Annotated in this window: 19 protein-coding genes; 13 read left to right on the plus strand and 6 right to left on the minus strand. The window is 71.3% G+C overall.

What is annotated here, in order from left to right; genetic code table 11:
- On the minus strand, window positions 1-1164 hold the full coding sequence (locus KV102_RS11520; RefSeq protein WP_220346369.1) for a zinc-binding dehydrogenase: 1164 nt from the start codon (window positions 1162-1164) through the stop codon (window positions 1-3).
- Entirely contained in the window at window positions 1161-2645 is a 1485-nt protein-coding gene (locus KV102_RS11525) for an NAD(P)/FAD-dependent oxidoreductase (RefSeq protein WP_220346370.1), read from the minus strand. The genes KV102_RS11520 and KV102_RS11525 overlap by 4 nt, the downstream gene beginning before the upstream one ends.
- A 139-nt stretch (window positions 2646-2784) precedes the next feature.
- On the opposite strand from KV102_RS11525, the gene mshB reads away from it, so the two are divergent.
- From mshB to KV102_RS11545, 4 genes are read left to right on the plus strand one after another with little or no spacing between them, the layout of a single operon-like run.
- Window positions 2785-3702, plus strand: coding sequence for an N-acetyl-1-D-myo-inositol-2-amino-2-deoxy-alpha-D-glucopyranoside deacetylase (gene mshB / locus KV102_RS11530; RefSeq protein WP_220343852.1), 918 nt, complete (start codon window positions 2785-2787; stop codon window positions 3700-3702).
- Complete coding sequence (locus tag KV102_RS11535) at window positions 3677-4096, plus strand: DUF6113 family protein (protein ID WP_220343853.1); 420 nt, start codon at window positions 3677-3679, stop codon at window positions 4094-4096. Before mshB ends, KV102_RS11535 begins: the two co-directional genes overlap by 26 nt.
- The gene (locus KV102_RS11540) at window positions 4093-4713 is read left to right on the plus strand and encodes a flavin reductase family protein (protein ID WP_301022692.1); all 621 of its coding nucleotides are present in this window, start codon (window positions 4093-4095) and stop codon (window positions 4711-4713) included. Before KV102_RS11535 ends, KV102_RS11540 begins: the two co-directional genes overlap by 4 nt.
- A gap of 34 nt (window positions 4714-4747) precedes the next feature.
- Complete coding sequence (locus KV102_RS11545; protein WP_220343854.1) at window positions 4748-6517, plus strand: VanW family protein; 1770 nt, start codon at window positions 4748-4750, stop codon at window positions 6515-6517.
- A gap of 3 nt (window positions 6518-6520) precedes the next feature.
- Here KV102_RS11545 and KV102_RS19600 read toward each other — a convergent pair whose 3' ends face one another.
- Window positions 6521-7519: an N-acetyltransferase gene (locus tag KV102_RS19600; protein ID WP_220343855.1), complete on the minus strand. Its 999-nt coding sequence runs from the start codon at window positions 7517-7519 to the stop codon at window positions 6521-6523.
- A gap of 105 nt (window positions 7520-7624) precedes the next feature.
- On the opposite strand from KV102_RS19600, the gene fdxA reads away from it, so the two are divergent.
- The 3 genes from fdxA (at window position 7625) to KV102_RS11565 (ending at window position 10160) form a co-directional block, all read left to right on the plus strand.
- Window positions 7625-7948, plus strand: coding sequence for a ferredoxin (fdxA, locus tag KV102_RS11555; RefSeq protein ID WP_139086403.1), 324 nt, complete (start codon window positions 7625-7627; stop codon window positions 7946-7948).
- Complete coding sequence (gene dapC / locus KV102_RS11560; protein ID WP_220343857.1) at window positions 7948-9108, plus strand: succinyldiaminopimelate transaminase; 1161 nt, start codon at window positions 7948-7950, stop codon at window positions 9106-9108. The genes fdxA and dapC overlap by 1 nt, the downstream gene beginning before the upstream one ends.
- Window positions 9109-9227: 119 nt before the next feature.
- The gene (locus tag KV102_RS11565) at window positions 9228-10160 is read left to right on the plus strand and encodes a hypothetical protein (RefSeq protein WP_220346371.1); all 933 of its coding nucleotides are present in this window, start codon (window positions 9228-9230) and stop codon (window positions 10158-10160) included.
- 15 nt (window positions 10161-10175) lie between these two features.
- On the opposite strand, the gene KV102_RS11570 is transcribed toward KV102_RS11565, so the two are convergent.
- Window positions 10176-11150 (minus strand): hypothetical protein, encoded by a 975-nt coding sequence (locus KV102_RS11570; protein ID WP_220343952.1) that lies wholly within the window; start codon window positions 11148-11150, stop codon window positions 10176-10178.
- Window positions 11151-11170: 20 nt separating this feature from the next.
- A complete protein-coding gene (gene dapD, locus KV102_RS11575; protein WP_220343859.1) occupies window positions 11171-12109 on the minus strand; it encodes a 2,3,4,5-tetrahydropyridine-2,6-dicarboxylate N-succinyltransferase in 939 nt (312 codons plus the stop codon).
- Window positions 12110-12162: 53 nt separating this feature from the next.
- On the opposite strand from dapD, the gene KV102_RS11580 reads away from it, so the two are divergent.
- The 4 genes from KV102_RS11580 to KV102_RS11595 all read left to right on the plus strand — a co-directional run bounded on the left by KV102_RS11580 (window position 12163) and on the right by KV102_RS11595 (window position 15472).
- Window positions 12163-12861: a VOC family protein gene (locus tag KV102_RS11580; protein WP_220346372.1), complete on the plus strand. Its 699-nt coding sequence runs from the start codon at window positions 12163-12165 to the stop codon at window positions 12859-12861.
- Window positions 12862-12931: 70 nt separating this feature from the next.
- Window positions 12932-14014 carry a succinyl-diaminopimelate desuccinylase gene (dapE, locus tag KV102_RS11585; RefSeq protein ID WP_220343861.1) on the plus strand — a complete coding sequence of 361 codons (1083 nt, stop codon included), beginning with the start codon at window positions 12932-12934 and terminating at the stop codon, window positions 14012-14014.
- Complete coding sequence (locus tag KV102_RS11590; RefSeq protein WP_220346373.1) at window positions 14011-14772, plus strand: TIGR00730 family Rossman fold protein; 762 nt, start codon at window positions 14011-14013, stop codon at window positions 14770-14772. The genes dapE and KV102_RS11590 overlap by 4 nt, the downstream gene beginning before the upstream one ends.
- A gap of 85 nt (window positions 14773-14857) precedes the next feature.
- Window positions 14858-15472 carry a TetR/AcrR family transcriptional regulator gene (locus KV102_RS11595; protein ID WP_220343863.1) on the plus strand — a complete coding sequence of 205 codons (615 nt, stop codon included), beginning with the start codon at window positions 14858-14860 and terminating at the stop codon, window positions 15470-15472.
- A 21-nt stretch (window positions 15473-15493) separates the two neighbouring features.
- Here KV102_RS11595 and folP read toward each other — a convergent pair whose 3' ends face one another.
- Entirely contained in the window at window positions 15494-16357 is an 864-nt protein-coding gene (gene folP / locus KV102_RS11600) for a dihydropteroate synthase (RefSeq protein ID WP_220346374.1), read from the minus strand.
- 15 nt (window positions 16358-16372) lie between these two features.
- Here folP and KV102_RS11605 point away from each other — a divergent pair, with 15 nt between their 5' ends.
- Both KV102_RS11605 and KV102_RS11610 read left to right on the plus strand, forming a co-directional pair.
- On the plus strand, window positions 16373-16681 hold the full coding sequence (locus KV102_RS11605; protein WP_220343865.1) for a DivIVA domain-containing protein: 309 nt from the start codon (window positions 16373-16375) through the stop codon (window positions 16679-16681).
- Window positions 16674-17249 (plus strand): DNA-3-methyladenine glycosylase I, encoded by a 576-nt coding sequence (locus KV102_RS11610; protein WP_220343866.1) that lies wholly within the window; start codon window positions 16674-16676, stop codon window positions 17247-17249. The genes KV102_RS11605 and KV102_RS11610 overlap by 8 nt, the downstream gene beginning before the upstream one ends.
- Window positions 17250-17255: the final 6 nt, after the last annotated feature.

Raw genomic sequence — 17255 nt, forward strand, 5'->3', positions numbered from 1 at the left:
TCAGACCGTCCGCACGTCGCTGACGGGGTCGATCAGGATCTTCGCGTGCCGGTCCGGGTCGGCGAGGGCGGTGAACGCGTCGGCGACCCCGTCCAGCCCGACGGTGCCGGTCAGCAGCGGCGACGGGTCGACGGTGCCGTCGGCGATCATCTGGAGCGTCTCGTAGAACTCGCCGGGTCCGTAGGCGAAGACGAACCTCAGGTCGATCTCCTTGTTGATCGCCATGGACGGGCGGAACGTGTCGGGCTCCATGCAGACGCCCACGACCACGACACGCGACAGCAACGGCACGTGCGTGATGACGTCCTCGATCATCCCGGGCACACCGACGCACTCGAAGACGACCGGGCCGCGAGGCGTGGCGCCCACCTTCTCGGCGGCGCGCATCACCCGCCACCACGGCAGTCCCGGCACCCGTCGCAGGACCTGGAGCGTGTCCATCCCCAGCTCGATCAGGCTCGGTGCGGTGCGAAGGTGGCCCTTGCGCTCTCCGTACGCCGTCCACGGCGACTCGGTGCGCGGGTCGACGACGATGTCGGCGCCACACCGTGCCGCCAGCTGCCGGCGTGCCGCCGAGAGGTCGCTGGCGACGACCGTGCGGACCCCGGCGGCCTTGAGCATGAGGATCACGGCGAGCCCGATGGGTCCGCATCCCACGACGATCGCGACGTCCTTCTTGCCGACCTCGCTGCGCCGTACGGCGTGGTGCGCGACGGCAAGCGGCTCGGTGGTCGCGGCGTGGTCGTCGCTCACCCCGTCGGGGACCGGCATCGTCATCACCTCCGACACCAGCGTCATCTCGGCGAAGCCGCCAGGCGCGCGCTCCGAGAGGCCGGTGAGGTGTGCGCCGTCGTCCTGCCGCAGCACCGGCAGCGCCACCACCCTGGTGCCCACCGGCCACCGCTCATGGCAGCCGGGCCCGTACGCGACGACCCGCCCGCAGAACTCGTGCCCGAGGACGACGGTCTGCTCGGAGCGCATGAAGCCGTCGTACCCGATCTCGGCGGCTCCGTCGGCGGTGAGGTCACTGTGGGTCCGGGCGTGCAGGTCGGACCCACAGATCCCGCTCCTGGTGACCTCGATCAGGACCTGGCCCCGGCCGGGGACGGGATCGGGGACCTCGGCGACGGCGAGCTCGCCGCGGTGGCAGGTGACCGCCCTCATGCCCCGACCTCCGTCCGGTCCTGGGTACGCGCCGAACGGGTCCAGACCAGGCCGTCGTCGAGGTCGGCCCGGTTGGTCGCCCACGCGTCCACGACGACGTTCTGGCGCATCGACCACGGGTAGTCACCGGTCGACCGCGGCTGCAGGTGCGCGCCACGGCGGATGTAGCCGGAGTCCATGTCGAACAGCGGACGGGACTCGGGCGTCCCCTCGATCACCGGCGTCACCGTGTCGGCGCCGGTGTCGCGCAGCCGGTTGACGATCCGAGCCACGAGGCGCGCCGTCATGTCCGAGCGCATCGTCCACGAGAGGTTCACGTAGCCGATGCAGAACGCCAGGTTGGGGATGCCGCTGAGCATCGTCGCGCGGTAGGCGTAGGTGTGCGCGAGGTCGACCGGCGTCCCGTCGACACTGATCTGCGTGCCGCCGAGCAGCTGCAGGGCGAGCCCGGTCGCCGTCACGACGACGTCGGCCTCCACCACCTCGCCGCTCTCCAGCCGGATGCCGTTCTCGACGAAGCGGTCGATGTGGCCGGTCACCACGGAGGCACTGCCCTCGCGGATCGCCTGGAACAGGTCGCCGTCGGGGGAGATGCACAGGCGCTGGTCCCACGGCCGGTACGGCGGTGTGAAGTGCGCGTCGACGATCTCCTGGGAGCCGATCGCCGCGACCGCGCCCTTGCGGAACAGCCCGGCCATCTGGTTGGGCAGCCGTCGGCACGCCTGGTAGAAGCCCCACTGCATCGCGGTGTTCTTGGTCCGCATCGCGAGGTGCCCCGCCCGGGGCGGGAGCACCTTGCGGATCGCGTTGCCGACGGCGTCCTGCTTCGGTTGCGCGACGACGTACGTGGGGGTCCGCTGCAGCATCGTCACGTGCTCCGCCTGCTCGGCCATCGCGGGCACGACGGTGATGGCGGTGGCTCCGCTGCCCACGACGACCACCCGCTTGCCGGCGTAGTCCAGGTCGTCGGGCCAGAACTGCGGGTGGACGACCCGCCCTCGGAAGTCCTCGACACCGGCGAGACCCGGGTCGTACGGGGCGTCGTAGTCGTAGTAGCCGCTGCAGAAGAAGACGAAGCGCGCCTCGTACGTCTCCTCGACGGCGTCCGGCCCGGTGGCGACCGTGACCGTCCAGCGTGCACGCTCGGGGGACCAGTCGGCGGCGAGGACCGTGGTCGACAGCCGGATGTGCTGCTCGATCCCGCTCTCCCGCGCGGTCTCGTGGAGGTAGTCCCGGATCTGCTCGCCGTCGACGATCGAGTCCGGCCCGCGCCAGGGGCGGAACGGGAACGAGAGCGTGAAGATGTCGGAGTCCGAGCGCACACCGGGGTAGCGGAACAGGTCCCACGTCCCGCCGATCGCGTCACGGGCCTCGAGGACCGCGTAGGTGGTGCCCGGGCTGCGCTCCTGCAGGCGGTACGCGGCGTTGATGCCGGACAGGCCTGCGCCGACGATGACGACGTCGACGGTGCGGTCGGCCATGGTGATCTCCTCGAGGACCGGCGGACGGGTGCGAGCGTGTCGAGTGTGACCCGTGACACGCGCGGTGCGCCGACTCTAGACGACCGTCTGGCGCGAGAAGAGGCGTGGGGCGTCCGTCCGCCTCGGTAGGCTGGGCGGCATGCCCGACAACCTCCCCGACCGCCGTCTGCTCCTGGTGCACGCTCACCCCGACGACGAGACGATCACGACCGGCGCGACGATGGCGAAGTATGCCGCCGAGGGCGCGCTCGTCACCCTGGTGACGTGCACGATGGGCGAGATGGGCGAGGTCCTGGTGCCCGAGCTCGAGCATCTCGCGGCCGACCGCGACGACACGCTCGGTGAGCACCGGGTCGCCGAGCGCGACGCGGCGATGAAGCGACTCGGCATCACCGACGCCCGATGGCTCGGAGGGGCCGGGACCTACCGTGACTCGGGCATGGTGTGGTCCGAGTCCGGTGCCGCCACCGTCGCGCCCGACGTCGCCCCCAACGCGTTCTGGCTCGCCGACCTTCGCGAGGCGGCCGACCACCTCGTCGCCGTGATCCGCGAGATCCGCCCACAGGTCCTCATCACCTACGACGACTTCGGCAACTACGGTCACCCCGACCACGTGCAGGCGCACCGCGTGGCGACCTACGCGGTCGCGCTCGCCGCCGCCCCGTCCTACCGCGCCGACCTCGGCGCCGCCTGGGACGTCGACAAGGTCTACTGGACCGCCAACGCCGACTCGTGGCTGCGGGAGGGTCTGCGCAAGCTCCGAGCGGCCGGCGACCACACCACCTTCGAGGGCCTCGACCCCGAGGGAGACCTGTCGTTCATGGCCGTCCCCGACGACCAGATCGCGGCATCGGTGGTCGCCGAGGAGTTCGCCGAGGCCAAGCTGGACGCGATGCGCGCCTACCCGACTCAGATCCAGGTCGACAGCCCCTTCTTCGCCTTGTCCAACAACCTCGGCGCGTACGTGTGGGGCACCGAGTTCTTCCGGATCGCGAAGGGCACGCCGGTGCCGGGGGAGGACGGGCTCGAGCATGACCTCTTCGCGGGCACGCGCTGACTCGCGCTCCGCGAGGCCGCTCGTCCTGCTCCTCGCCGCCGTCTTCGGAGCGGTCCTCTGCGTTGCCGGACTGGTCGTCCACCGGCACGTCACCGGCCCCGTCCCGTGGGGGCTCGTCCTGGCCCTGGGAACGGTGCTGGTGACGCTGCGTGCTGCCGCGCTCGTGGGGGGTACGGCGGCGGCGGTCGTCCTCGCCGTCTCCTACGGCGCCGTGCTGCTGCTCACCATGTCGTCGCGGCCCGAGGGCGACTACCTGGTGGCGGCCGACGCCCTCGGCTACTCGTTCCTGCTCGGCTCCCTCGTCGTCCTCGGAGCCGGCGTCGTGCTCGCCGCACGCGGCGCAGGTCACATCGCGTCCGAAACGGTGGACCGTCCCCGTAGGCTGGGAGGGTGAGCTCAGTGCCCCACCCCCTCGACCCAGCGGCCGCGCGCACCTTCCGTGATGTCCTCGGACGGTTCGCGAGCGGCGTCACGGTCACGACCACGGTGGCCGACGGGCTCGATCACGCGATGACCGCGAGCGCCTTCTGCTCGGTCTCGCTCGACCCCGCCCTGGTGCTCGTCGCCGTCGACCGACGAGCGCGGTTCCACGACGCGGTGCTGTCCTCCGGCACGTGGGGCGTCTCCGTCCTCGCCGAGAACGGACAGGACGACGCCACCTGGCTCGCCCGCCGCGGGCGCCCCCTCGAGGGACAGCTCGAGCGTGTCCCGCACCACCGGGGCGAAGCCACCGGCGCAGCGCTGCTCGACCGGGCCATCGGGTGGCTCGAGTGCCGCACCTGGCAGACGTACGACGGTGGTGACCACACGATCGTCGTCGGCGAGGTCCTGACGGCGGCGGTGCGTGCCGACGAGCCGGGCGCCCCCGCGGCACCCGACGGAACCCGCGATTTCGGCGAGTCCCGGCTCGGGGAGCCCCTTCTCTACTACCGTTCGCACTACGGCGCCTTGGTCCGCTCCCCCGAGAGCGAGAAAAACTCAGGCCTGGCCCCGGTCGAGCACCAGCGCTGACCGGCCCCCGCACGACCCGGACCACGAGGAACACATGGCCCCGACCCCGACCCCCACGCTCACCGAGCACGACACGACTCTGTTCGAGGAGAAGCGCCGGCGCGGCGACCGCATCGCGCTGATCGCTCTCGCCGTCATCGCGCTGCTCGTCGTGAGCGTCTACGTCGTCCTGCACTTCTCCACCTCGGACCGCGTGCCCGCGGGGACCACGATCGGCGGCGTCGAGCTCGGCATGAAGCCGATCGACGAGGCGCGGACCACACTCGGTGACACGCTGGCCGCGCCGGCCAAGGAGCCCGTCCGGATCGTCCGCGGCAAGAAGACCTTCGAGCTCACGCCCGACGAGGCCGGGCTCGCCGTCGACCTCGACACCTCGATCGCCCAGACCGGCGCCGACACCTCGGTGTGGAACCCGTTGACGATGCTGGACGTGCTCTTCGGCGCGGAGAGCTACGACGTGGCCGTCGCCGTGGACGACAAGGTGCTCGAGTCGGCCGTGGCCTCCATCGCCGACGACACCGACCGCGAGGTCTCCGAGGGTCGCATCGGCTTCACCGACGGCAAGCCCAAGGTGAGCAAGCCCAAGGCGGGCCGCGCGGTGGATCAGAAGGCCACGACGGCCCTCGTCCGCAGCTCGTACCCGCTCGCGCACACCGATCTCGAGCTGCCGGTCGACGTGCTGGAGCCCGCAGTGAGCGTCGACGACCTCCGGGCCGCGGTCACCGAGATCGCCAAGCCGGCGATGTCGGCCCCGGTCAAGATCGTCGCCGGGAGCAAGTCTGCCGAGCTCGCCCCGTCGGACTACGCGCCTGCGCTGAGCGTGCAGGTGAAGGACGGCAAGCTCACGACGGTCGTCGACCCCAAGAAGCTGGCGGAGCCGCTCGCCGAGGCGACCGAGGAGATCGGCACACCGGCGCAGGACGCCACGGTGGCGATCCGCTCCGGCAAGCCGGTCGTGGTCCCGGGCAAGGCCGGCATCGGCGTGGTCCCGGCCGACGTGGCGACCGCCCTCGTGCCGGTGCTCCAGAAGTCCGGCGCCGAACGCGCGGTCGAGGTGGAGCCCAAGCAGAAGGCGCCTGACCTCACCACCAAGGAGGTGGAGAAGCTCGGCATCGTCGAGAAGGTCAGCTCCTTCTCGACGAACTACCCGCACGCGGACTACCGCAACACCAACCAGGGCCGCGCCGCCGAGCTCGTCAACGGCACGCTGCTCAAGCCAGGCGAGACGTTCAGCTTCAACGAGACCGTCGGCGAGCGTACGGTCGCCAACGGCTTCACCGCGGGCACGATGATCAGCAACGGCGTCTTCCGCGAGGACCTCGGCGGCGGCGTCTCCCAGGTCGCGACCACGCTCTACAACGCGGGATTCTTCGCCGGCCTCGAGGACGTCACTCACAAGCCGCACAGCTTCTACATCAGCCGCTACCCGGTGGGCCGCGAGGCGACGGTCGCCTGGCCGTCGGTCGACCTCAAGTTCAAGAACACCACCGATCACGGCATCCTCATCCAGGCCTGGGTCAACCGCAGCACCCCGGGCCGCCAGGGCTCGATGAATGTCACGTTGTGGGGCACGAAGCAGTGGGACATCAAGTCAGGGTTGTCGTCCAAGCGCAACTTCCGGTCGCCCGCGACCCGCTACGACGCCTCCGACGAGTGCCTGCCCCAGGCCGGCGTGACCGGGTTCGACGTCGACGTCTATCGGACCTTCACGCGTGACGGCGCGGTGGTCAAGCGTGAGACGACGACGGCGAAGTACAACGCCGCCGACAACGTGGAGTGCCGCAAGGCGCCTGGGGACGAGTGACGGCTACGCGGGGCTGAGGTAGCGGTACGTGTGGTGCACCTCGAAGGTGTACCCCTCGTACAACGCCAGCGCCGCCCTGCTGTGCCGCATGGTCTGCAGGTAGACCTTGTCCGCGCCGCGGTCCCACGCCCAACGCGTGCACGCCTCGAGCAGCCGTGCGGCGTGCCCGCGGCGCCTGGCCTGGGGCAGGGTGTGCACGCTCGACAGGCCGGCCCACTCTCCGGTGACCACGATGCGCGCCACCGCCTCGATCCCGCTGTCCCCCTCGACGACCGCGAACCCGACGACCGGCGGTGAGGCGAGCACGTGGCGGACGTCGTCCAGCGGCACGTCGGCGGTCACCCGCTCAGCCGCAGCCATCCACGGCTCGGTGAGCGTCTCGTCGATCCTGACCGTCGCCTCGCCGTCCTGGCGCCCGGTCCGTGACGTCTCGAGGACGGCGCGGGCGGCGGCGACGAGCACCACTGCGTGGTCGTGAGTGCCGCCGGTCCCGACCCATCCGGCGTCGGCGAAGCGGCCGGGCCAGGGGGTCTGGTCGATCACCTGGGCCTTCGCGGGCAGCCCCTGCGCGCGATAGAACCCTTCGACCTGGGCGAGCGCGGTCGGGAGGTCGGCGCCGGGGTCGCCGTGCACCGCGACCGAGTTGGCGCGGCCGGTGAACCCGCCGGACGCGCGCAGCGTCCACTCGCCGAGATCCTGTGTGATGCGGGGCGGCCAGCCGCGCGTGCAGATCCGGGCGAGCTCCTCGGGGGAGTAGTCCATCGCCGGCCGCGTCCGGACGCGTGCGCTGCCCTCGGGCACGGGTTTGGCTGCCACCACGTCCGCTGCCGGGACGTACGCCTCACGACCGTCGCGGCGCTGGATGCGCAGGGTCGAGCCGTCGTACGAGAGCAGCCGACCGACCACGTCGGTGTAGGCGGGCCCGCCCGACGGGCCGCGTTCACCGGGGACACGTGACCTCACCACGACGCGTCGACCGACGAGCTCGCCGAAGTCTGGCACCCGAACCTCCCGCCCAGCCGGTCCGTTAGGCGGACCTGGCCACTCCCTCCCCGCACGAGAGGGTGATACTAGTTCCAGCCGTTCGAATGAAGGAGTGGACCCCTCGTGACGTATGTCATCGCTCAGCCTTGCGTGGACCTCAAGGACCGTGCCTGCGTCGATGAGTGTCCCGTCGACTGCATCTACGAGGGCAAGCGGATGCTCTACATCCACCCCGACGAGTGCGTCGACTGCGGTGCCTGCGAGCCGGTCTGTCCCGTGGAGGCGATCTTCTATGAGGACGACACCCCGGAGGAGTGGAAGGACTACTACACCGCCAACGTCGACTTCTTCGACGACCTGGGGTCGCCCGGCGGTGCTGCCAAGATGGGTCCGATCGACAAGGACCACCCGATGATCGCCGCGCTTCCTCCGCAGAACCAGGACTGATGCCGGACCCGGTCCCGTCCGTGCCGTCGCGCCCGAGTGCGACGACGCGGTTGTCGGCCGGTGCGGTGTCTCGTCGCCTTCCCGACTTCCCCTGGGACTCGCTCGCCGAGGTCAAGGCGCGAGCGGTCGCACATCCTGATGGGATCGTGGACCTCTCGATCGGCACGCCGGTGGACGAGACCCCGGCAGTGGCACGGGAGGCCCTGGCCGCCGGCGCGAACGCGCCCGGCTACCCCCAGACGGTCGGCACCCTCGCGCTCCGGCGTTCTGCCGTCGACTGGCTCGCACGGCGCCACGGGGTGACCGGTCTCGACGTCGACGGGGTGCTTCCCGCCATCGGCTCGAAGGAGCTGATCGCCGGGTTGGCACTCCACCTCGGCCTCGGCCCGGGTGACGCGGTCGTGATCCCGGAGCTGGCCTACCCGACGTACGAGGTGGGTGCTCGCCTCGCCGGTTGCGAGGTCGTGGTCTCCGACTCCACGGTGGCCCTCGGCCCGTCGGCGCCGAGCCTGATGTGGATCAACTCGCCGTCCAACCCGAGCGGGCGCGTGCTGGGGCTCGAGCACCTGCGCAAGACCGTCTCGTGGGCGCGGGAGCGTGGTGTTCTGCTGGTCTCCGACGAGTGCTATCTCGAGTGCTCCTGGGACGCCACGCCCTCCTCGGTCCTCCACCCTGACGTGAGCGGCGGCTCGCACGAGGGCGTGCTCGCCGTCCACTCGCTCTCGAAGCGGTCCAACCTCGCGGGATATCGTGCGGCGTTCGTCGCCGGCGACCCCACGGTGATCGGGGAACTGCTCGAGGTGCGCAAGAACCTCGGCCTCATCGTCCCCGCGCCCGTCCAGGACGCGATGACGGCGGCGTTGGCCGACGATGCGCATGCCGACGCCCAGCACGCCGTCTACGCCGCCCGCCGGGCGACGCTCCGCCGCGCCTTCGAGGCTGCAGGGTTCCGCATCGACCACTCCGAGGCCTCGCTCTATCTGTGGGCGACGCGGGGCGAGCCGGCGCGGGAGACCGTGCGAGCGCTCGCGGACCTCGGGATCCTCGTGGCGCCGGGTGACTTCTACGGCGCCGCCGGCGCCGAGCACGTCCGCGTCGGGTTCACCGCGTCGGACGAGCGGATCGCGGCCGCGGCCACGAGGCTCTCCAGCCTCGCCTGAGGCCCACGAGCCGCGACGCGCCGAGTCCGCTCCGGTCGCGCCGACACGCCGAGATGTCGCTAGCCTCGAAGGAGGCCGGGGGGTCGATCGCCCCGCGCGACCCTTGGAGGAGACGGTCCATGAGCGAGCCTCAGAACCCTCCCGGCGGCGACACACCGGGCAACGAGCCACCCGGCGGGCCTCCGCCGTACGATCCGCCTCCACCTCCTCCACCGCCGTACGAACCGCCTCCGGGACCGCCGCCCGGTGGGTACGGTCCGCCTCCGGGACCGCCGCCCGGTGGGTACGGTCCGCCGCCCGGCCAGCCACCCGGTGGGTACGGCCCCCCGCCCGGCCAGCCCCCGGGCGGCCATGGGGGTGGACCCGGCGGCTACGGCGCCCCGCAGGAGCTGAACGTCGGCAGAGCGATCTCGTTCGGCTGGGACAGGTTCAAGGACAACTGGGGCGTCTGGGTCGGGGTCAGCCTGGTGTTCTTCGTCATCCAGGCGGTCATCAGCGGGATCGGCTCGGCCGCCCAGTCCGGGGGAGACGACGCCTGGGACTCCTCGCGCTGGTGGCTGGCCGGCGGCTTCTCGGTCGTCGCGCTGCTGTTCAACCTCGCGGGCACCTTGGTCGGCTGGTTCATGCAGGCCGCGCAGACGAAGGGAGCGTTGCTCGAGACCGAAGGACGCAAGCCCGGCTTCGGCGACTTCTTCCAGTGGGGGGAGCACGCGGGCAAGGTCATCCTGACCTTCCTGCTCCTCGGCGTCCTCACCTTCGTCGGACTGATCCTCTGCATCCTGCCGGGCATCGTCTTCACGTTCTTCGCGTGGTACACGCTGTGGTTCGTGATGGACCAAGGACAGGGACCGTGGGAAGCGCTCCAGTCGAGCTTCCGGCTGGTGGGCAACAACCTCGGGCCCGTCTTCCTGCTCGCACTGGCGCTGACCGGCATCAACATCCTCGGTTTCATCCTGTGCTTCGTCGGACTGCTGGTCACCATCCCGCTGACGCTGATCGCGACGGGCTACACCTACAAGGTCCTCACCCAGCAGCCGGTCGCCGGAGGGTGACGCCGAGCACCGCGACTACGACACGTCGACGTGGACGTGGTCGCGGTGCTCGAGCACGGCACGGTCGCCGTCGCGCGCCGGCGGCGTGTAGTCCCGCCAGCCCTGCGGGGACCGGCGTGCCGTCCAGATCTTGGCGTCGTAGATCACCGTGGCGATCCCGAGACGGCGCGCGTTCGCGACGAGGTACTGCGCGAGCGCCCAGCCGTCCTTCTTCGCCTGGGCGGTGACCGGCCGGAAGAACACGTCCACCGCCTTGCCGTCGTAGTGCTTCGACCCGGCGGAGTGTCCCGTGCTCACCCCGTCGGCGGCGTACCCGCCGGTGGGCAGGCGCCCGAACGCCTTGCGTACGTCGACACGGACGGCCTCGGCCGCAGGGGTCAGACCGTTGGCGCCGGGCACGCCCTCGTCGGTGGCGGGCAGGTCGACCACGCACGTGAAGGTGGCGGGGGAGTTGCCCGTGAGTGCCGACGCGATCGCGCGCCCGTAGGCCTCGTGGTCGGCGTACGCCTCGGGGTAACCAGACCGCTGGACGGCCTGGGCCGCCTCGGTGACCGACATCGAACGGTAGCCGTCGACCTTCTCCAGGCCCTCGTAGAAGCGGGTGATCGCGTAGCGGGGCTCCATGATCTGCTCCACCGTCCCCCAGCCCTGCGACGGGCGCTGCTGGAAGAGGCCGACGGAGTCCCGGTCGCCGTAGTCGATGTTGCGCAGCTTCGACTCCTGGTACGCCGTCGCGACGGCGATCGTCACGGCCCGGGCGGGCAACCCGCGGCGCATCGCGATCGCCGCCATCAGCGACGCGTGCTCGGTCTGCTCGAGATCGAGGGTCGCGTAGGTGTCGCCGACCTCGACGGTGCACTCCTCGCCGCGCAGCTGGGCGATCTGCCCGCTGCGCGCGAGCACGACCAGACCCGCAGCCACCACGCCCACGAGGACGAGGAGGATCAGAAGGAGGGAGGCGCCCCTCCGGCGACGGTCACGAGGGGCCATCGGGTCGGTCACTGCGCCGTTCAGTTGGCGTGCAGCTCTGCGTTGAGCGCGATCCCGTTGCCCGTCCGGGGCCGGGCCTCCAGACGCCCTGTCTCGGAGTTCGTGAGGAACAGCAGCCCGTCGTGGCCCGAGAGCTCGGCCGCCTTGACTACCGACCCGTCAGGGAGAGTGACCTTCGAGCCCGCCGTCACGTAGCAGCCCGCGGCCACCACGCAGTCGTCGCCGAGAGAGATGCCGATGCCGGCGTTGGCACCGAGGAGGCAGTTGCGCCCGAGGCTGATGACCTGCTTGCCGCCGCCCGAGAGGGTGCCCATGATCGATGCGCCGCCGCCGACGTCGGTGCCCTCGCCGACGACCACGCCCGCGCTGACCCGGCCCTCGACCATAGCGTGCCCGAGAGTGCCCGCGTTGAAGTTCACGAAGCCCTCGTGCATCACCGTGGTGCCCTCCGCGAGGTGAGCGCCCAGGCGCACCCGATCGGCATCACCGATCCGGACGCCGCTGGGAACGACGTAGTCGGTCATCCGCGGGAACTTGTCGACACTGGTCACCGCGACCGACAGCCCAGCCGCACGGGCTCGCAGCCGGGTCTCCTCGAAGCCCTCGACCGAGCAGGGGCCGATGGACGTCCACACGACGTTGGCGAGGGCGCCGAAGATGCCGTCCAGATTGGTCCCGTGGGGGCGGAGCAACCGGTGGGAGAGCAGGTGGAGGCGCAGGTAGGCGTCGTACGCGTCGGTGACCGGCGAGCTCAGGTCCTCGACCTCGGTCCGGACCACGGTCCTCCGCACCTGGCGCACCTCGTCGGTCCCCTCCAGCGCCGTCAGGCCGGTGGGCTCGATCGCTCCGTCGTACGAACCGAGGGTCGGGTTCGGATACCAGACGTCGAGGACGGTCCCGTCCTCGGTGAGCGTGGCGATGCCGTACGCCCAGGCGGACTGCGGGGTGGTGGGGGTCATGCGGTCCAGGTTATCGACCGGCTCCAGACGCCCGATTGTCCTAGGGTGCCGACATGTCTCTCGTACGGTTCAAAGACTTCAGCATCGACGCGAACGACGTGCCGGCGGCGAGCGCCTTCTGGGCGGCAGCGCTCGGGCTCACGGTGGAGGCGCTGCCCGACGGCGACGCGGTGCTGCGCGGGCCCACGCCGCAGCACACGGTGTGGATCAACGCGGTGCCCGAACCGAGGACGGTGAAGCAGCGCGTCCACTTCGACGTCCACGGGCGCTCGGTCGCCGAGTACGAGGCGCTCGGCGCGACCAGGCTGCCGGGCTGGGACACCCCGTGGACGGTGATGGGTGACCCCGAGAGCGGCGGCGAGCTGTGCGTCTTCGAACGCGATGACGACTGGTGGTCGGCACACCCGCAGGCGTACCGCCTGTACGAGGTCGGGGTCGACGCGGTCGACCATCCGTCGATGACGGCCTGGTGGGCCGACGTGCTCGGCTCCGACGTGGACGACGAGGGTCGAGGCTTCAGCTGGACGACTCCTCCGGGCGTGCCGTTCGAGTCGCTGGTGTTCCAGAACGTGCCCGAGCCCAAGACCGTCAAGAACCGGATCCACTGGGACGTCACGGGGGGCCCGGACGCCGTCGACGAGCTCGTACGCCGTGGCGCGAGCGTGCTGCGCGGGCCGGCGGAGCAGACCCCGTGGACGGTGATGGCCGACCCGGAGGGCAACGAGTTCTGCGTCTTCGAGGAGGAGGGGTGACGCGCGCTCGTCTCCGATCTCCAGGTGGCGGCCCGTGCTCTGGCGCCCGCCACGTGATGGGATGGACGGCATGACCTCGCTCGATCTCCACGCCGACGTCGTGAGCCTGACCGCCGCCCTGGTCGACATCCCCTCAGAGAGCCGTCACGAGGCCGTCATCGCCGACGCGGTCGAGGCCGCACTGAGCGACTGCCGGCACCTGGAGGTGATCCGCGACGGGCAGACGGTCGTCGCCCGCACGGCTCTCGGCCGAGACAGCCGGGTCGTGGTCGCCGGGCACCTCGACACCGTGCCGGTCAACGGCAACCTCCCGTCCGCGCTCGATGGCGGTGACCTGTGGGGCCTGGGCGCGTGCGACATGAAGGGCGGCGTCGCGGTCGCGCTGCGGGCCGCGGCACACATTCCCGAGCCTGTTCGCGACGTCACCTACGTCTTCTACGAGGCCGAGGAGATCGAGGCGTCCGCCAACGGGCTGGGACGGCTCGCCAGGGAGCGCCCCGAGCTGCTCGCCGGCGACTTCGCCATCCTCATGGAGCCCTCGGACGGTGTGATCGAGGCAGGCTGTCAGGGCTCGCTGCGCGTCGACGTCGTCGCCCGGGGGGAGCGCGCCCATGTGGCCCGGTCGTGGATGGGCGTCAACGCGATCCATCGCCTGAAGCCCGCGATGGATCGCCTCGCCGCGGCGCAGGCTCGCACACCGGTCATCGACGGACTCACGTTCCGCGAGGGCCTCAACGCGGTCGGGATCAGCGGGGGTGCGGCGTCGAACGTGGTGCCCGACGAGGCGAGGATCGCCGTCAGCTACCGCTTCGCCCCTGATCGTACGGAGGACGAAGCGCTGGACTACCTCCAAGGACTGTTCGACGGGTACGAGGTCGTCGTCACCGACTCGGCGCCGGCCGCGTCGCCGGGGCTGGACCGACCCGCCGCGGCGGCGTTCGTCGAGGCGATGGGCGTGGAGGTCAACCCGAAGTTCGGATGGACCGATGTCGCGGAGTTCGCCCGCTTGGGCGTGCCCGCGGTCAACTTCGGGCCCGGTGACCCGCTGCTCGCCCACAAGAAGGACGAGCGCGTCCCGGTGACACAGCTCCGGTCGGTCGAGGAACGGCTGCACGGGTGGTTGCGCGGTGCCGGCGAGGGGCAGCCCGGATGAGCGACGACCAGCGCGCCGAGGACCAGCGGGTCGAGGAGCGCGCCGAGGACGAGCGGGTCAAGGGTCCCGTCCTCCTTCGGCGCGACCGGATCGAGTCGACGACGACCGACCAGCGGTTGCTGGACTCCCCTGAGCGGTCCGACTGGGTGCACACCGATCCTTGGCGCGTCCTGCGTATCCAGGCTGAGTTCGTCGAGGGGTTCGGTGCACTGGCCGAGCTCGGGCCTGCGGTCAGCATCTTCGGCTCCGCCCGGACCTCGCGCGACGCCGCCGACTACGCCGCCGCCCGCGAGCTCGGACGCCGGCTGGCCGACGCGGGCATCGGCGTCATCACGGGGGGCGGCCCCGGGATCATGGAGGCCGCCAACCGAGGCGCGTGCGAGCGCGGAGGAGTCTCGGCCGGCCTCGGCATCGAGCTGCCGTTCGAGGAGAAGATGAACGCCTGGGTCGACCTGGGGGTCAACTTCCGATACTTCTTCGCGCGCAAGACGATGTTCGTCAAGTACGCGCAGGGTTTCGTGGTCTTCCCCGGCGGGTTCGGCACCTTCGACGAGCTCTTCGAGGCCCTGACGCTCGCGCAGACGCGCAAGGTGACGCAGTTCCCCGTCGTCCTGTACGGCACGGCGTACTGGGCCGGCCTCCTGGCCTGGCTGCGCGACTCCGTCCTGGAGTATGGAGCGATCTCCGCCGACGACGTGGACCGGCTCGTCCTCACCGACGACATCGACGAGATCGTCGCGCAGTTCGTCTCCTCCTGAACCGCCGTCGCAAGGGCGTGCCGTGCGGACCGGGCCGCGCTCGTGCGGCACAATCGGACGGACACGGTCGACGGACGGAGTGCGGGTGCGGGTCTCCTCGGAACAGCGGCGCGAACAGCTCATCGAGGCTGCGCTGGCCGTCGCCAAGCGCGAGGGCGTCGGCGCGGTGAGCACGCGCACGGTCGCCGCCGAGGCAGGGGCCACCCCCGGGATCGTGCACTACGTGTTCTCCTCCATGGAGGAGCTGCTCCGGGCGATGATCTCCCGGCTGGCCGACCAGTACGTCGCCTCGGTCAGCGACGTCGTCGTCTCGGGCGAGGACGACGTGACCGCGCTGCTCGAGGAGACCTTCGCCCACATGTGGTCGTCGGTCGAGGGTGACCCGAAGGCGCATCTGCTGACGTTCGAGGTGGCGGCCCACGCGCTGCGCAACGCAGGCTTCACCGACCTCGCGCAGTGGCAGTACGAGACCTACCGGACGACGGCCCGCGAGGTCCTCCTGCGGATCGCGGCTGCCGCCGGCATCGAGTGGTCGGTTCCGGTGGACCTGCTGTCACGCATGCTCGTGGTGGTCAACGACGGTGTGGTACTCGCGTGGCTGGTCGACGGCGACAGCGCCAAGGCACGAGACGTCTATGCGGCATTCCTCCAGCAGATCGCCGCGATGGCCGAGCCGGTCGGCGCCTCCAGCTCCGGGTGAGCGGCCGGCGCGAGCCGCCGATCAGGCCAGCCCGCGCCGCGACACCGCAGGCTGTCGTACGCCCCTGATCGACGCGACCATGTCCAGGCACTGACGGGTGGCTGCGACGTCGTGGGCGCGGAAGACGCGCACCCCCGCGGCCGCAGACCAGGCCGTGGCCGCCAAGGTGCCCGCGAGCCGTTCGTCGCGTTCGAGGTCGAGGGTCTCGCCGACGAAGTCCTTGCGGGAGAGAGCGACCATCACCGGCCAGCCGGTCGCGACCAGCTCTCCGATGCGACGGGTGAGGAGCAGCGAGTGTCGGGTGTTCTTGCCGAAGTCGTGGGTCGGGTCGAGGAGCACCGACTCCGGCGGCACCCCGGCCGCCACCGCACGCCCGGCCAGCTCGGTCGTGCTTGCGACGACGTCGGCGACCACGTCGTCGTACGCGGGGCGGAACGGGTCCGTACGCGGGGGCAGGCCGCCGGTGTGGCTGCAGACGAGACCGGCGCCGTGCTGCGCGGCGACCTCGGCGAGCTCGGGGTCGTGTCCGGCCCACGTGTCGTTGATCAGGTCGGCACCGAGGGCGCACAGGCGGTCGGCGACCTCGCTGCGCCAGGTGTCGACGCTGATCACCAGCTCCGGGTACGCCTCGCGCGCGGCCCGGACGAAGTCCTCCGTACGCCGCAGCTCCTCCGTGGCGTCGACCGTGTCGCCGTAGCCGGCCTTGACACCGCCGACGTCGACGATGTCGGCCCCCTCCGCGACCACCACGCCGAGGTAGGCGAGCGCGTCGTCGAGGTCGTAGGTGCGGCCCCCGTCGTAGAACGAGTCCGGCGTGCGGTTCACGATCGCCATCACCGCGTGGTCCCCGGGCGCGATGGCCCGTCCGCGCAGTCGGAGGTCCATGGCACGATCGTAGGCGTGATCTGGATCGGAGTCGTGGTCGGAGCCGTCCTCGTCGGTGCGGTGGTGACGGTCGTCGCCGGACGCACCGGGGACCTCGCGCCGCTGCCGTCCTCGCGTCGTGACGTCCTCGTGCCGGCCGACCGTACGCTCTCGGCCGACGACCTGCAGGCGGTGCGCTTCAGCTGGGCCTGGCGGGGCTACGCGCGCGACGAGGTCGATTCGCTGATGGCGCGGCTCGAGAAGGAGGCCCGCGCGCGCGACGAGAGCACACCGTCGTCGCCCGTGGAGCCGTCGGTGACGCCCCGGGACGACGCCGATGGGTGACGCGGTCGTCGGGTCGGACGGAGTCGCGCGCTGCGCGTGGGCGGAGTCGTCGGACGAGATGCGGGCCTACCACGACACGGAGTGGGGCCGTCCCGTCCGCGACGAGCGAGGCTTGTTCGAGCGACTGACGCTGGAAGCGTTCCAGTCCGGCCTCTCGTGGGCCATCGTGCTCCGCAAGCGGCCGCGGTTCCGCGAGGTCTTCGCAGGTTTCGACGCCGAGGTCGTGGCGGCCTACGACACAGCGCGGGTCGCCGCGCTCCTCAGCGATGTCGGCATCATCCGCAACCGCGCCAAGGTGGAGGCGACGATCGCCAACGCCCGGGCCATCCGGGCGCTGGACGGTGGTTTCGCCGACCTGGTCTGGTCGTTCGCCCCCGAGCCGCGTCCGCGCCCGCTCTCGATGACCGACGTCCCGGCGGTGACCCCGGAGTCCACCGCCCTGGCCGCTGGCCTCAAGCGGCAGGGGTTCAGGTTCGTCGGCCCGACCACGGCGTACGCGATGATGCAGGCGGTCGGCATGGTCGACGACCACCTCGCGGGCTGCCAGGTGCGCACCGACCCGGTCTGAGCGAGG

Source organism: Mumia sp. zg.B53 (genome assembly GCF_019550935.1).
Taxonomy (GTDB): domain Bacteria; phylum Actinomycetota; class Actinomycetes; order Propionibacteriales; family Nocardioidaceae; genus Mumia.